Source organism: Streptomyces sp. AA1529 (genome assembly GCF_000280905.1).
Taxonomy (GTDB): domain Bacteria; phylum Actinomycetota; class Actinomycetes; order Streptomycetales; family Streptomycetaceae; genus Streptomyces.
Genome location: NZ_ALAP01000007.1, coordinates 16,155 through 30,632, shown reverse-complemented (window position 1 = coordinate 30,632; position 14,478 = coordinate 16,155). Strand labels below are relative to the sequence as shown.

At 72.8% G+C, this 14,478-nt stretch carries 12 protein-coding genes and 1 rRNA gene; 5 read left to right on the top strand and 8 right to left on the bottom strand.

Features of this window, described 5'->3' with window-relative positions; translation table 11 throughout:
- Window positions 1-90 precede the first annotated feature (90 nt).
- A 5S ribosomal RNA gene (rrf, locus tag A949_RS0100725) occupies window positions 91-207 on the top strand.
- A gap of 152 nt (window positions 208-359) precedes the next feature.
- Here rrf and A949_RS38670 read toward each other — a convergent pair.
- Window positions 360-1,004, bottom strand: a complete 645-nt coding sequence (locus A949_RS38670) for a hypothetical protein (protein ID WP_019354089.1) — start codon at window positions 1,002-1,004, stop codon at window positions 360-362.
- A 213-nt stretch (window positions 1,005-1,217) separates the two neighbouring features.
- Between A949_RS38670 and A949_RS38665 the strand changes: the two genes are divergently transcribed.
- Window positions 1,218-1,931: a tetratricopeptide repeat protein gene (locus A949_RS38665; protein ID WP_070032443.1), complete on the top strand. Its 714-nt coding sequence runs from the start codon at window positions 1,218-1,220 to the stop codon at window positions 1,929-1,931.
- Window positions 1,932-2,057: 126 nt separating this feature from the next.
- On the opposite strand, the gene A949_RS0100710 is transcribed toward A949_RS38665, so the two are convergent.
- The 5 genes from A949_RS0100710 to A949_RS0100690 form a co-directional block, all read right to left on the bottom strand.
- Window positions 2,058-3,869, bottom strand: a complete 1,812-nt coding sequence (locus A949_RS0100710; RefSeq protein WP_019354087.1) for an IucA/IucC family protein — start codon at window positions 3,867-3,869, stop codon at window positions 2,058-2,060.
- Window positions 3,866-4,447 (bottom strand): GNAT family N-acetyltransferase, encoded by a 582-nt coding sequence (locus tag A949_RS0100705; RefSeq protein WP_019354086.1) that lies wholly within the window; start codon window positions 4,445-4,447, stop codon window positions 3,866-3,868. Before A949_RS0100705 ends, A949_RS0100710 begins: the two co-directional genes overlap by 4 nt.
- Complete coding sequence (locus A949_RS0100700) at window positions 4,444-5,835, bottom strand: SidA/IucD/PvdA family monooxygenase (protein WP_078565299.1); 1,392 nt, start codon at window positions 5,833-5,835, stop codon at window positions 4,444-4,446. Before A949_RS0100700 ends, A949_RS0100705 begins: the two co-directional genes overlap by 4 nt.
- Window positions 5,829-7,340: a pyridoxal phosphate-dependent decarboxylase family protein gene (locus tag A949_RS0100695; RefSeq protein ID WP_019354084.1), complete on the bottom strand. Its 1,512-nt coding sequence runs from the start codon at window positions 7,338-7,340 to the stop codon at window positions 5,829-5,831. Before A949_RS0100695 ends, A949_RS0100700 begins: the two co-directional genes overlap by 7 nt.
- Window positions 7,341-7,577: 237 nt before the next feature.
- Window positions 7,578-8,849, bottom strand: coding sequence for a DUF1015 family protein (locus A949_RS0100690; protein WP_019354083.1), 1,272 nt, complete (start codon window positions 8,847-8,849; stop codon window positions 7,578-7,580).
- A gap of 146 nt (window positions 8,850-8,995) precedes the next feature.
- Here A949_RS0100690 and A949_RS0100685 point away from each other — a divergent pair, with 146 nt between their 5' ends.
- Entirely contained in the window at window positions 8,996-10,069 is a 1,074-nt protein-coding gene (locus A949_RS0100685; RefSeq protein ID WP_019354082.1) for an HAD-IIA family hydrolase, read from the top strand.
- A gap of 69 nt (window positions 10,070-10,138) precedes the next feature.
- Here A949_RS0100685 and A949_RS0100680 read toward each other — a convergent pair whose 3' ends face one another.
- Together A949_RS0100680 and A949_RS0100675 are read right to left on the bottom strand one after the other, a co-directional pair.
- Window positions 10,139-11,035: a siderophore-interacting protein gene (locus A949_RS0100680; RefSeq protein ID WP_019354081.1), complete on the bottom strand. Its 897-nt coding sequence runs from the start codon at window positions 11,033-11,035 to the stop codon at window positions 10,139-10,141.
- A gap of 104 nt (window positions 11,036-11,139) precedes the next feature.
- Window positions 11,140-12,168, bottom strand: coding sequence for an ABC transporter substrate-binding protein (locus A949_RS0100675; RefSeq protein ID WP_026004218.1), 1,029 nt, complete (start codon window positions 12,166-12,168; stop codon window positions 11,140-11,142).
- Between the two features lie 168 nt (window positions 12,169-12,336).
- Between A949_RS0100675 and A949_RS0100670 the strand changes: the two genes are divergently transcribed.
- Together A949_RS0100670 and A949_RS0100665 are read left to right on the top strand one after the other, a co-directional pair.
- Window positions 12,337-13,416: a FecCD family ABC transporter permease gene (locus A949_RS0100670; protein WP_019354079.1), complete on the top strand. Its 1,080-nt coding sequence runs from the start codon at window positions 12,337-12,339 to the stop codon at window positions 13,414-13,416.
- Window positions 13,413-14,465, top strand: coding sequence for a FecCD family ABC transporter permease (locus A949_RS0100665; protein ID WP_019354078.1), 1,053 nt, complete (start codon window positions 13,413-13,415; stop codon window positions 14,463-14,465). Before A949_RS0100670 ends, A949_RS0100665 begins: the two co-directional genes overlap by 4 nt.
- Window positions 14,466-14,478 lie beyond the last annotated feature (13 nt).

The following is a 14,478-nucleotide window of genomic DNA, read 5'->3' as shown; positions in this document are numbered from 1 at the left end:
GCAACAACTGCACTTCAATTGAAGAGAGTGCTTGTTCGCTTAGAGACTCCGAGGTGGGGATACTTATATCCCATTCACCTTGAACAGAGTTTCGGTGGTCATAGCGTGAGGGAAACGCCCGGTCACATTTCGAACCCGGAAGCTAAGCCTTTCAGCGCCGATGGTACTGCATGCGGGAGCGTGTGGGAGAGTAGGACGCCGCCGAACAATCTTTATGGCCCTTGGCCTCCAGCGTGCATGCGCTGGAGGCCAAGGGCTTTTTTGTTGTCCCCGGCTTTCCGAAGAGCGTTGTTCCACCACCTGCGCGAGAATCGAGACGCAGGTACCGCAGACAGGAGTCACCGATGTCCCCCAGCTCGTCAGACGATCGCGATCGAGCCGACCGTCGGCCGCGGCAGTCCGGCCCGCGCGGCGGCGACGGCCGCGAGCGCACCCGCGGCCCCGGTCGCGAAGGCGGCGACCGTGCGGGTGGGGGGTTCCGACGCGGGGAGCGCGGCTCTTCGCAGGGCTATCGGCGCGACGACCGGCGCGACGACGAGCGCCGCCGGGACGACCGCGGACGCGGTGACGAGCGGGGCTACGGCAGCCGTGACCGGGACGACCGTCGTCGGCAGGGCGGCCAGGGCGGCTCGGGCTTCCGCCGGGACGACCGCCGGGACGGCCGGCCGGATGACCGCCGCGACAGCCGTGGCCGCGACGAGCGTCCGCGCCGTGACGACCGGGGACGTGACGACCGGCCCCGCCGTGACGACCGGGGGCGCGATGACCGGACCCGCGATGACCGGGGACGCGATGACCGGGGACGCGATGACCGGACCCGCGATGACCGGGGACGTGACGGCCGCGGCGAGGAGCGGCGAGGTGGATACCGGGGCGACCGGCCGCAGCGGGACGACCGCGGTCGCGCACCCTTCCGCCGGGACAGCCGCGACGACGGTCGCGACGGCCGGGACCGCAGCGAGCCCCGGGGCGCCGGGCGCCCGCAGGGCGGCCGTGGTCCGCACCGGGACGACGACCGCGGCGGTCGGCGGCCGTACGGCCGTCCGGACGACCGCAGGAGCGGCCGTGACGACCGGCGTGACGACCGGCGGGGTGGCGGCGGGTTCCGCCGCGACGACAACCGCGGCGGCGGCTTCCGCCGGGGCGGGGACCGGGAGCGGCCGTACGCCGGGCGAGGCGACCGGGACCGGCGCCCGGAGCGGGAGCCGCTGCGGCGCCTGCCGATCGACGAGGACGTCACCGGGGACGAGCTGGACAAGGACGTCAGGCAGGAGTTGATGAGCCTGCCGAAGACACTGGCCGGGGACGTCGCCCGGAACCTGGTGATGGTGTCGCGGCTGCTGGACGAGGACCCCGAGCAGGCGTACGCGTACGCGAAGGTGGCGCTGCGGCTCGCGTCGCGGGTCCCCTCGGTGCGGGAGGCTGCCGGGTTCGCGGCGTACGGGGTGCAGAAGTACGCGGAGGCGCTCGCCGAGTTCCGTGCTGCGCGGCGGATGACGGGGCTCCAGCACCTGTGGCCGGTGATGGCCGACTGCGAGCGTGGGCTGGGCCGTCCGGAGAAGGCGCTGGCGATGGCCGGCGAGCCGGAGGTGCAGAAGCTCGACAAGGCCGGGCAGGTCGAGATGCGGCTGGTCGCGGCCGGAGCGCGGCGGGACATGGGGCAGCCGGATGCCGCGGTGGTCACGCTGCAGAGCCCGGAGCTGGCCTCCCAGTCGGCGCAGCCGTGGACGGCCCGGCTCCGGTACGCCTACGCGGACGCGCTGCTGGAGGTGGGCCGGAGTGACGAGGCACGCGACTGGTTCGCCAAGGCGCTGGAGGCCGACCAGGGCGGGGTGACCGACGCGTCCGACCGGCTGGCCGAGCTGGACGGTGTCGAGTTCATCGACGCCCTCGACGAGGACGCCGAAGAGGAGCCCCCCGCCGAGGACTGAGCACCGGGTGCCCGTCCGCCGCCGCGGGCGGCGGACGGGCAGGACGGGCGGCAGGACATACGGACGGCAGGACAGCAGGGCGGATCCCCCAGGGGTCCGCCCTGCTGCTGTGCCGGGGGTCCGCTGCTACCGGTACCGGGCCAGGGGGTTGCGGAGGGTCCCCGTCAGCTGAAGGGCGCCGGCCGGGTCCTGGAGGTCGACCATCTGCTGGTTGTTGCGGAGCTGGAGGCGGTTGAGGCAGGAGAGGGCGAACTCGTCGGTGAACAGGTCGTACCGGGCGTGCCGGTCCGCCAGCTCCGGGGTGGACTTCTGGTAGTCCTTCGCCACGTCGGCCACCGTCGACCAGAAGGTGTCCTCGTCCAGGGTGCCCGCCGTGTCGAGGGCTGGGGCCAGGAAGCGGAAGAAGCAGTCGAAGACGTCGGTGAACAGCGAGAGGACTTTCATGTCCTCCGGGACGTCCGCGCGGATGCGCTCCACCTCGGGCGGCAGTTCGGCGTCCCGGCTCATCACCGCGACCTCCTCGGCCAGGTCCTTGAAGAGCACGCGGCGGGGCACGCCGTGTGCGTCCAGGACCAGGATCACGTTCTCGCCGTGCGGCATGAACACCAGGTCGTAGGCGTAGAAGCAGTGCAGGAGCGGCGTCAGATAGGCGTGCAGGTAGGCGCGGAGCCACTCGGTGGGCTCCAGGCCCGACTGCCGCACCAGGGCAGCGGCGAAGGAGTCGCCGTCGCGGTCGAGGTGCAGGAGCGACGCCATGGTGGCCGGCTTCTCGCCCTCGCCGAGGAACGGTGCCGGGCTCTCCCGCCAGAGGGCCGCCAGCATCTTGAGATAGGGGGACCCCTTGGGCGCGGCCGCCTCGTAGGGGGCGGGGTGGTAGCCGACGGCGGCGCGTTCGCGCAGCAGGCCCAGGCCGGTGCCGCGCAGGATGTCGTCGCCTGCCACCAGCTCGGCGAGCCAGTCGTTGATGGCGGGCGTGGCCTCCATGTAGGCGGCGGACAGACCGCGGACGAAGCCCATGTTGAGCACCGAGAGCGCGGTCTTCACATAGTGCTTCTCGGGGTGGTCGGAGTTGAAGAAGGTGCGGATCGACTGCTGGGCCAGGTACGCGTCGTCGCCGTGGCCCAGGCAGACCAGCGAGCGCTGGGCGATCTCGGCGGCGAAGGTCACCGAGAGCTTGTTCCACCACTGCCAGGGGTGGACGGGGACGAGGTAGTAGTCGTCCAGGTCCAGGCCCTGTTCGGCCATGGCGGCGGAGAAGCGGCGCAGGGTGGCGGCGGGGAGTTCGGAGAGCAGCAGCTTGTCGTAGCTGAGGCCGGCACCGGTGGTGAAGGTGGTGCGGGTGCGGTGCGCGGCGATCCAGACCAGCCGTACGGGCGCTCCGGCCTCGGGCGCGTAGGCCCGGTACTCGGCGCTGTCGAAGCCGAGCCGGCCGTTGTTGGCGACGAAGCAGGGGTGGCCCTCGGTCATCCCGGACTCGATGGTCTGGAAGTCGGCCGCGGCCAGCTCCGCCGCGGTCCTGGGCGTGGCCGCCAGCTTGAAGGCGGTACTGGCCAGGGTGCTGCTGATCTCCTCCAGGTAGACGGGGAGGATCTCCTCGCCCAGTCCCAGGGTGGTGCGCAGTTCCGTGACGAACGCCAGGGCGTCCAGCGGGAGTTCGCTGCCCGCACGGTGCCGGGTGACGCTGTCGGCGTCGACCTGCCAGTGGTCGAGGGCCGAGCGGCGGGCCGTGAAGCGGTACTCGGTGGCGCCGTCGTCGGAGCGGACCGCGTACCGGTGCTCCTGGCCGTCCAGCGGAGCCGGGTCCAGCAGCCGTTCGTGGCTGAACTCGGCGAGGGCTTTGCGGATCAGGAGCCGGGTCGCCCGCTCCCAGCGCTCGGGGGTGAGGTGGGTGACCGCTTCGTGCGGCTGCGTGGGCCGGGGGGTGAGGGGGAGCGTCATGCGGGGATTTCTCCTGTGGCGGTCCGGAACTGCTCGCGGGTGCAGAAGCTGAGCAGGGCTTCCTTCTCCGGCTTGGTGAGGGTGGAGTCGACGCGGAAGCCCACGGCCTCGTTGAGGGCGTGCACGCCGGTGTTGCGGACGTCCGGTTCGACGACGACGCGCCGGGTGTCCGCGTCGGAGAAGAGCATCGCCATGACGGTGGTGATGACCGCGCGGGTGAAGCCGTGGACGGGCTGCTCGGTGGGCGCGCACAGGAAGTGCATGCCGACGTCGCCCGGCCGGTGCGGGTAGAGCCCGGCCAGCTCCACGTACCGGGGGTCGTAGCGCTCCATGAGGAAGGCGGGCTCTCCCCGGTGGAGGCCGAGGAAGGCGTCGTGGTGCGGGGAGGCCGCGATGCTCATGAACTCGCGTTCCACGTCGGGCAGTGTGGCGTCCTGCAGCAGGTAGAACGCGGACTTGGGGTGCGTCACCCAGCGGTGCAGCAGCCCGGTGTCGGCGAGCGGGTCGACGGGGCGCAGCGAGAAGGTGCCCAGTGCTTCGTCGGTGCGGGTGAAGACGGTGGCGTCGGCGGTGGTCACAGCGCTCCCTCCGGGGCCGCGGCGGGTGCGGCCGGGGTGTCCGCCGGTGCGGTGAACTCCTGGAAGGCGATGGACTTCTCGACCGGGTAGACCTCCCGGCCGAGCAGCTCGCGGATGATGCAGGAGTTGCGGTAGGCGGCCATGCCCAGGTCGGGGGCCACGAAGCCGTGGGTGTGCAGCTCCGCGTTCTGCACGTAGATCTCCTGACCGGAGGTGTCGATGCTGTAGTCGCGGCGTACGGCGAAGCGGCCCTGGGTGTCCCATGCGATGCGGTCGGTGATCGGGCCGAGGAAGTCCGGCTGCTGGTAGCGGTAGCCGGTGGCCAGGATCAGCCCCTCGGTGGTGAGGCTGAAGTCACGTTTCTGCTCCTCCTGGCGCAGCCCGAGGGTGTAGGTGCCGGCGGACTCGTCGTACGCGGCGTCGGTGAGCGCGGTGTTGGTCATCAGCCGGGTGGGGCAGGGGGCGCGGCGGTTCTTCCGGTAGAGCAGGTCGAAGATGCCGTCGATCAGCTCGGAGTTGATGCCCTTGTAGAGGTTCTTCTGGGAGGCCACCAGGCTGTCCCTGGTGTCGGCCGGGAGGGAGTGGAAGTAGTCCACGTACTCCGGGGAGGTCATCTCCAGCGTCAGCTTGGTGTATTCGAGGGGGAAGAACCGGGGGGAGCGGGTGAGCCAGGTGAGCGAGTACCCGTGGGTGTCGATGTCCTGGAGGAGGTCGTGGTAGATCTCCGCCGCGCTCTGGCCGCTGCCGATCAGGGTGATGCTCTTCTTCCGCTGCAGCGCGTCCTTGTGCTCCAGATAGCGGGAGTTGTGCAGCAGATCGCCGCCCAGGTCCTGGCACGGCCCGGGGAGGTGCGGCGGGGTGCCGGTGCCCAGGACGAGTTTCCGGGCGCGGAAGGCGCGGTGCTCTCCGCCGGGCAGCTGCTCGGCGTGCACGGTGTAGAGGCCGTCGGCCTCGTCGTACTCGACCGATGTGACGCGGTGGCCGAACCGCACGGTGTCGCCCAGACGGTCGGCCGCCCAGCGGCAGTAGTCGCTGAACTCCGCACGGAGCGGGTAGAAGCTCTCGCGTATGTAGAACGCGTACAGCCTGCCGGACTCCTTGAGGTAGTTGAGGAAGGAGAACGGCGAGGTGGGGTCGGCCAGGGTGACCAGGTCGGAGAGGAACGGGGTCTGCAGGGTGCTGTCGTCCAGCATCATGCCCGGGTGCCAGTCGAACTCCGGCTTGTCGTCCAGGAAGATCCCGTCGAGCTCCGCCAGCGGCGCGGTCAGGCAGGCGAGGCCCAGGTTGAAGGGACCCACGCCGATGGCGACGAAATCGTGGACGGGCGGGTCGGCGGGACTGGCGCTGGAGGGCGTCACGTGGGGGCTCCGTGTCGGATCGGTCAGCATGCCGGGGCGGTGCTGAGGGCGGGCGGGTGGACCGCGCCGTGCTCGGCGGCGTACCGGTCGGCGTGTGCGGCGATCAGGTCCAGGACCGCGGCGATGTCGGCGGTCGTGGTCTCCGGGTTGAGCAGGGTGAACTTGAGGTGGTGGCGGCCGTCGACCACGGTGCCGGCGACGACGGCCTCGCCGGAGGCGGACAGCGCGTCGCGCGCGTGCAGATTCGCCCGGTCGGTGAGCGCGGCGTCCGCGCCGCGCGGCAGGTGGCGGAAGACGAGTGTGGAGAGCCGGGGTTCGACGACGACGTCGAACCGCTCGTCGGCGTCCAGCAGGCGCCAGGCCTCGGCGGCACGGTCCACGCACTCGTCGAACAGCTCGCCGAGCGCGTCGGCGCCCATCACCCGCAGTGTCATCCAGAGCTTGAGCGCGTCGAACCGCCGTGTGGTCTGGAGCGACTTGTCGACCTGATTGGGTATCTCACGCTCCACGCTGCGCGCCGGGTTGAGGTAGTCGGCGTGGTAGGTGACATGGCGCAGGGTGTCCCCGTCGCGGACCAGGACGGCGCTGGAACTCACCGGCTGGAAGAAGGACTTGTGGTAGTCGACGGTCACCGAGTCGGCACGCTCGATGCCGGCCAGCAGCCCTCGGCGGCGGCGCGAGGTGAGCAGTCCGCAGCCGTAGGCGGCGTCCACGTGCAGCCAGGCGCCCGCCCGCTCGCACAGGTCGGCCACGGCGGGCAGCGGGTCGATGCTGCCGAAGTCGGTGGTGCCGGCGGTCGCGACGACGGCCATCACCGTCTCGCCGGCCCGCTCGCAGCGGGCCAGCTGCTCGCTGAGCGCGTCCACGCACATCCGCCGCTGCTCGTCGCAGGGCACCGGGACGACGGCCTCGGCGCCCAGCCCCAGCAGCACCGCGGCCTTCTCGATGCTGAAATGGCTGCACTCGGAGGTGAGGATCCGCAGCCTCGGCAGGATCTGCGGGGTGCTGAGCGCGGTCTCGGAGTTCTTGCGCACCAGGCGGCAGGTCTCTTCGCGGGCCAGCAGCAGCGCCTGCAGATTGGACTGCGAACCGCCGCTGGTGAAGATGCCGTCGGCGGACGCGCCGAAGCCCACGCGCTGCGCGGTCCAGGCCACGAGCCGCCGCTCGATCAGGGTGCCGCCCGCGCTCTGGTCCCAGGTGTCCAGGGAGGAGTTGACGGCGGAGAGCACGGCTTCGCCGAGCACGGCCGGGATGACCACGGGGCAGTTGAGGTGCGCGAGGTAGCGCGGGTGGTGGAAGTAGACGGCGTCGCGGAGGTACACGCGCTCCAGCTCCTCCAGCGCCTCGCTCGCCGTGCCCAGGGGCTTCTCCAGGTCCACGGCGGACACGGTGGGCGCGAGCTCGGCCGGGGTGACGCCGGTGAAGGGCTGCTCGGTGCGGGCGAGTCTCGCGGCGACCCGTTCGACGCCGTGTGTGAGGGAGCGCCGGTAGCGCTCCGCTGTCCTGTCGTTGAGCAGGTGGGACCTGCTGCTCATGAAGTGTCCTCCTGACACGGACGTGGCACCCGCGCGACTCGCGCGGTCAGGTAAGGCTAGCCTAACCAATCCTGTCCGTCCGCACACAAGGGGGCCTCGCGGCGACCCGCGAGGGGGCACGGGAGCGGCCCGCGGACGGCGCGGGCCGCGGCGGGCAATGGGCGGCGGGCCGTCGGCGCCGGGTACGCGGGCCGCGGTGGGCGGTGGGCGGTGGGTGCCTGGTGCGCGGGCCGCCGGTCAGCGCAGGGTGCGCAGCACCAGTCCGGTGGCCGGTTTGGGGCCGAACGAGGTCGACTTGCGGGGCATCGTCACACCGCGCTCGGCGAGCGCCCGCACCGTCGACTCCGGAACGGGCCGCAGCAGCACGGCCGTGCCGCCGTGCGCCGCCGCCTGTTCCAACGCCGCCCCGACATGGTGCAGATAGCCGATGTCGGCCGGGCGGTCCGGCACCTGCCAGACCGCGTCCAGCAGCGTGGAGTGCAGCACCGTGGCGTCCAGCCGGCGCCACGCCTCGGGCCGGTCGGCCGGCACGGTGCGCTCCAGCAGCGCCGGAGCGGGCCGGTCGAGCAGCTGGAAGACGCCGTCGCCCCCGGTCAGCAGGAACGCGTTCCCGGGGGTGTCCGCCAGCTCCTCCAGCGCCTCGTCCAGCGGCGCCGCCAGCGTACGCACGCGGAACGGCGCCCCCGCCCGGTCGAGGAGGTCGAGCGCCCGCTTCACCGGCAGCCTGGGCAGTATCCGGTGGATGGCGCGTACCTGCAGCGGATAGCGCGCGGTGTCCACCAGCAGGACCAGGCCGTGGTTCCACGGCGACTCCCCGGCCCCGCCGCCCTGTTCGGCGCGGAGCCGCAGATAGGTCGCCCAGCGGTGGTGCCCGTCGGCGATCAGCGCGCTGTGCCGGGACAGTTCGGCGTCCACCTGGGCGAGTTCGGCCGGATCCGTGACCGCCCACAGCCGGTGCGCGAAACCGTCCTCGGTGGTCGTCGCCGCCAGCGGCGCCCCGCGTATGGTCCGCTCGATGACGGCGGTGGCGCCGCTGCGGGTGCCGTCGCCGCGGTAGGAGAGCAGCAGCGGCTCGGGGTTGGCGGCCATCTCGCCCATCAGCTCCGCGCGGTCGGCCACGACCTCGTCCATCACCGCCTCGTGCGGGAGCACGATCCCCTCCTCGGGGTCCGACAGCCGCAGGGCACCGATCAGGCCGCGTTGCAGCAGTTCGCCCTTGCGCTGCTCGTAGACGTACAGCGCGGGCTGCGGATCGCGCGCCAGCACCCCTTCGTCCTGCCAGCGGCGCAGGGTTTCGGCGGCCTGGCGGTGCCGCGTCGCCGGATCCTCGGCCTGGGGCAGGATGAGTCGCACGATGTTGTAGGGATCCGCGGTCTCCAGGTGCCGCAGCCCGTCCGGCCGGACCACCACGTCGTACGGGGGCGAGGTCACGGCAGCGAGGCTGCTGACCTTCTCCGGCACATAGCGCAGCCCCCGGAACGGGGTGAGTCTCAGTCCTCGGACGGTCATCCGTGCATGGTATGCCGGTGCCCCGCGGCCGGTGGAGCGGGGCACAGGGGGCGCAGGGGCGCGGAGGGTGCGAGAGGATCGGTACCGCGCGCAGGCCGGCCCCGGCGTCCGCGTCCCCCGGGAGAGAGCACGAGGAGCGACCCCTGATGCACGACAGCCCCGCCTCCGACACGGCGGCCCCGGCGCCCCGGCGTGCCCCGCAGGCCAGCGGGCGTGCGCTGCACACCGCGTACGACACGGCACTGCTGGACCTGGACGGGGTCGTCTACGCCGGGGGAGAGGCCGTGCCCCACGCCGTCGACGCCCTCGCCGCCGCCCGGGCCGGCGGGCTGCGGACGGCGTACGTGACCAACAACGCGGCCCGCACTCCGCAGGTGGTCGCCGCGCATCTGACGGAGCTGGGCGTGCCGGCGGCGGCCGACGAGATCGTCACCTCGGCGCAGGCCGTCGCCCGGCTCGTCGCCGAGCGGATGCCGCGCGGTGCGCGGGTCCTGGCCGTCGGCGCCGAGGGGCTGCGGGCCGCGCTGGCGGAGCGGGAGCTGACCGTCGTCCAGACCGCCGACGAGGACCCCGCGGCCGTCGTGCAGGGCTACGGCGGGCCGTCGATGGAGTGGGGGCGGCTGGTGGAGGCTGCGCTCGCCGTGCAGCGCGGGGTGCCGTGGTTCGCGTCCAACACCGATCCGACCATCCCCAGCGGGCGCGGCATCGCACCGGGCAACGGCTCGGCCGTGGAGGTCGTGCGCATCGCGACCCGGTGGATGCGCACACCGCCCGAGCCCGAGGTGGCGGGCAAGCCGCTGCCGCCGATGCACCGGGAGTCCATCCTGCGCACCGGCGCCCGGCGCCCGCTGGTCGTCGGCGACCGGCTGGACACCGACATCGAAGGGGCGCACGCGGGGGGCGTGGACTCGCTGCTGGTCCTGACCGGGGTGACCGACGCGGCCCGGCTGCTCGCCGCCTCCCCGGTGCACCGCCCCACCTTCGTGGCCCGCGACCTGCGGGGTCTCCTGGAGCCCCAACCGGAGGTGACGGCCGAACCGGACGGCGCGGCCGGATGCGGCGGCTGGCGCGCCCGGGCCGGCGACCGTCGGCTGGAGGTGACGGGGGACGGCGATCCGGCCGACGGGCTGCGGGCCCTGTGCGGGGCGGCCTGGTCGGCGGCCGGGACCGCCGAGTGCCGACTGGACGCGGAGCAGGCCCTGGGCCGGCTGGGGTTCTGAGGCGCGGGCCGGGGACCGTGCGGCGGGCGGGCGCGGAGCGGGCCCCGGCCCGCCGCGGCCGTGCGGGCCTCAGCTCGCCGCGGCCGCGAGGGCCTCGGCGACCAACTGCTCCTCCGAGGTGCCGGCCCGCCAGTAGCCGGTGAAGGTGACCGACCGGCGGTCGAAGCCCCGCTCGTTCACCAGATGGCGCCGCAGGGCCTTGACCGTGCCGGCCTCGCCCGCGAGCCACGCGTAGGGGGTGCCCGAGGGCAGCCCGGCCGAGCGCACCGCCGAGACCGCGTGCTCGGTCCGGGAGCCGGCGGCCCGGTCCCCGGACTCGTCCCGCACCAGCCAGGAGATCCGTGCGTCCGAGAGCGTCGGCAGGTCCTGGATGTCCTCCCGGTGCGCGACCTCCACGAACACCCGTACCGGCATCCCGGTGGGCAGCCACTCCAGCACGGCCCCGATGGCGGGCAGGGCCGTCTCGTCACCGCTCAGCAGCACCCAGTCGGTGCCCTCCGGCGGCCGGAAGTCGACACCGCCGTTGTCCTCGACGACCGGGCCGAGCAGCGTCACCCGGTCCCCGGGCGCGGCCCGCAGCGCCCAGCGCGAGGCGGGACCGATCTCGCCGTGCAGCGCGAAGTCGATGTCCAGTTCGTCCGCGGCGCCGTACCGGCTGCCCTTGCGCAGTGCCCGCACGGTGTAACTGCGCATGATCCCGCGGATGTTCTCGTCCATCGCCCGCCACTCGGCGAACCACTCCGTGCCCGCCTCGACGGGGACCACCGGTGCGGTCTGCCCCGGCTGCGGCAGGAAGAGCTTGACGCGCTGGTCGCGCCCCCCGGAGGCGAACAGGTCCAGCCCCTCGCCCCCGAAGGTGACCCGCAGCAGGGTCGGACCCAGTCGGCGGGTCCTGACGACGTGCAGGGCGAAGAACTCGAAGGGAACGGTGGAGGGCGCGGACCGCGCCGTGCTGGCCTTGCTCATCGTGACTGCTCCTCCCGGGAGGGACGGGTGCGGGCGGTGCGGGCAGGGGGTGGGTGCGGACGGTGGCGGCCCGGTGGGCCGGGGGTGCCGGTTCCCGAGGCGGGTCAGCGGACCTTCTTGGCCTTCTCGATCGCCTCCGCGAGGTTCTCCAGCAGCGGTGCGGCGCCCGCGTAGGAGAAGCGGGGCTCCGCGGCCCAGGGGGCGACCTGGTCCGCCTTGACGGCGGGCAGGTCCTTCCAGGTCGGCTTCGAGGCGAGGGCCTTGGGCTGCAGGGACTGGGTGCGGTTGTCCAGGATGATCAGATCGGCCTCGTACTTGTCCGCGTTCTCCCAGCTCAGCTCCTCGAAGAAGCCCTGCTTGCTGAGCTTCTCGGGCTTCACGAAGTCCACCCCGAGCTGCTTGAAGTACTGCAGGTCGGTGCTGGCGTCCGGGTCCGAGACGTAGAACAGGTCGGGCGCCCCGGCGGCGGCCATCACGCGGATGCCGCTCTTCGCGGCCTTGCGCAGCCGCTCGGCGGCCTTCTCGAAGCGGGCCTTGGCGTCGGTGACGGCCTTGGCCTGCACATCCGCGCCCAGCGACTCGGCGAGCTTGGCGTATTGCTGTACGACCTCCAGCATCGGCACCCCGGCGGCCTTCATGGCCACGTGCGGAGCCAGCTTGTAGATCTTGTCCTTGCTCTCGTCCGGGACGTAGAAGAGCGCGTCCTCGAGGTACATGTTGCTGATCAGCAGCTGCGGCCGGAGCTTTGCGTACTTCTCCAGGTCGAACTCGCCGAAGGCGTTGCCGATGATCTCGACCTTGGATATGTCCATGTCCCCGGCGAGCACGTCGGGTTCACCGTTCTTCTGCTTGGTCGGCCCGAAGACGCCGACGACCTGGTCCCGGACGCCGAAGTCCCACAGCGCGGCGGCCGTGGCCGTGTAGGCGACGATCCGCTCCGGCACGGCGTCCAGGGAGACCTTCTCGCCGCGGCCGTCGGTGAAGGACCAGCCCTTGCCCTTCGGGTCACTGCCCGAACCGGATCCGGAGTCGTCACTTCCGCAGGCGGTGAGCAGCGCACCGAGACCGACGGCGCCGCCCGCGGCGAGCAGACCGCGGCGCGAAAGCGGGGACATGGGGGAGGAGCTGGGCATTTTCTCTCCGGCCTTCTCTCGACGTGCTGCGAACGCACCGCGGGCAGGCCGCGGACGTCCATGCGGGGCGGCCATGGGGCCGAGTTCCCAGTTAGGCTAACCTAACCAAAGTTGTTGTTGTCCAGTGGCCGGGCGGCACGGTTCCCCGGCCCCTACCGGAGCGCGTACGTGACTCTCCCCAAGTCCCCGCAGTTGCACAGGGGTTCGGTGGTCGAGCAGCAGCCGCCCGCGGCCCGACCGGAACAGCCCGCCCGGGCCCGGGCGCCGCTCGCCCGGGCCGCCGGGCTGCTGGCCGCCACTCTCGTCCTGCTGCTCGTCGCCCTGCTCAGCCTCGCCTTCGGCGCCCGGCCGCTCTCCCTGGGGGAGGCATGGTCGGGACTGCTGGACAGCGGCTCGGCGAGCTACCCCGTCGTCCACGAGATGCGGCTGCCGCGCACCTTCCTCGGCCTGCTCGCCGGTACGGCGCTCGGTCTGGCGGGCGGCGTCATGCAGGCGCTCACCCGCAACCCGCTGGCCGACCCCGGCCTGCTGGGCATCAACGCGGGTGCCGCGGCGGCCGTCGTCACCGCCATCTCCTTCTTCGGTGTCGCCGGGTACACCGGATACATCGGCTTCGCCTTCCTGGGCGCCGCGGCGGTCTCCGTACTCGTCTACGCCGTGGGCGGCGGCCGCGGCGCCACCCCCGCCCGGCTCGCCCTGGCGGGGACGGCGCTGAACGCCGCGCTGATCTCCTACGTGAGCGCCGTGCAGCTCCTGGACACCGCCTCGCTGGACCGGATGCGGTTCTGGATGGTCGGCTCGCTCGCCCGCGCCCAGGACACCACGGTCCTCTCGGCCCTGCCGTTCATCGCGGTCGGCGCGCTGATCGCGCTGGCGCTGGCCCGGCCGCTGAACGCGCTCGCGCTCGGCGACGACGCGGCCCGCGCCCTCGGCTCCCGGCCCGCCAGGACCCGCGCCGCCGCCATCGTGGCCATCACCCTGCTGTGCGGCGCCGCCACCGCCGCCTGCGGGCCGATCGTCTTCGTCGGACTGATGGTGCCGCACATGGTGCGCGCGCTCACCGGCCCCGACCAGCGCTGGATGCTGCCGTACTGCGCCGTCCTGGCACCCGTGCTGCTGCTCGGCGCCGACATCCTCGGACGGATCCTGGGCCGCCCCGGCGAACTGCAGGTCGGCATCGTGACCGTGGTGCTGGGCGGACCGCTCTTCCTCTACTTCGTGCGCAGGCGGAGGGTGGCACACGCATGAGCCTCACCGGCACCCGTTCCCGTGTCGTCCGCACCGCGGGCGGCCTCTCGGTCGGCTACCGGCCGCGCGCCCTGCTGGTCGGCACCGGCTGTCTGCTGCTCGCGCTGGTCGCCGCCGTGTTCGCGATCGGCAGCGGCGAGTACCCGATGCCGCCGGGCGACGTACTGCGCACCCTGCTCGGGCAGGGCGACCCCGCCGACGCGTTCATCGTGAACGAACTCCGGCTGCCCCGCACCGCGACCGCCCTGCTCGTCGGCGCGAGCCTGGGGCTGAGCGGCGCCGTCTTCCAGGCCGTCGTCCGCAACCCGCTCGGCAGCCCGGACATCCTCGGCTTCACCAACGGAGCGGCGGCCGGGGCACTGCTGGTCATCTTCGCCGTGGGCGGCAGCAGCGCCCTGCTGGCGGGCGGCGCCGTGGCCGGGGCACTCGTCACCGGCACCCTGATCTACGCCCTCGCCTGGAAGCGCGGCATGCACGGCTACCGGCTGGTGCTCGTCGGAGTCGGCACCACCGCCATCCTGACCGGCGTCAACAGCTACCTCATCACCCGGGCCGGCCTCACCGAGGCGTCCCGCGCCGTGCTGTGGATGACCGGCAGCCTGGACGGGCGCGGCTGGGACGACGTACTGCCGCTGGCCCTGGGCATGGTGGTGCTCGTCCCGCTGGTGCTGCTCGGCTGCGGGCGCGCGCTGGGCATGATGGAGATGGGCGACGACGCGGCCTACGCGCTCGGTGTCCGGGTCGAGCACACCCGGCTCGCGCTGCTGGTCGCCGGGATCCTGCTGGTCGCGCTCTCGGCCGCCGCGGCCGGGCCGGTCTCCTTCGTCGCGCTGTGCGCCCCGCAGCTCGCCCGGCGGCTGACGAAGGCGCCGGGCCCCAATCTGCTGCCTTCCCTGTGCATGGGCACCCTGCTGCTGATCTGCGCCGATCTGCTCGCCCAGCGGGCCTTCGAGGAGCACCAGCTGCCGGTGGGCGTGATCACCGGGGTGGTGGGCGGCGGATACCTGGTGTGGCTGCTGGCCACCGAGCGCAGAGCGGGGCGGATATGACCGGCACACACGG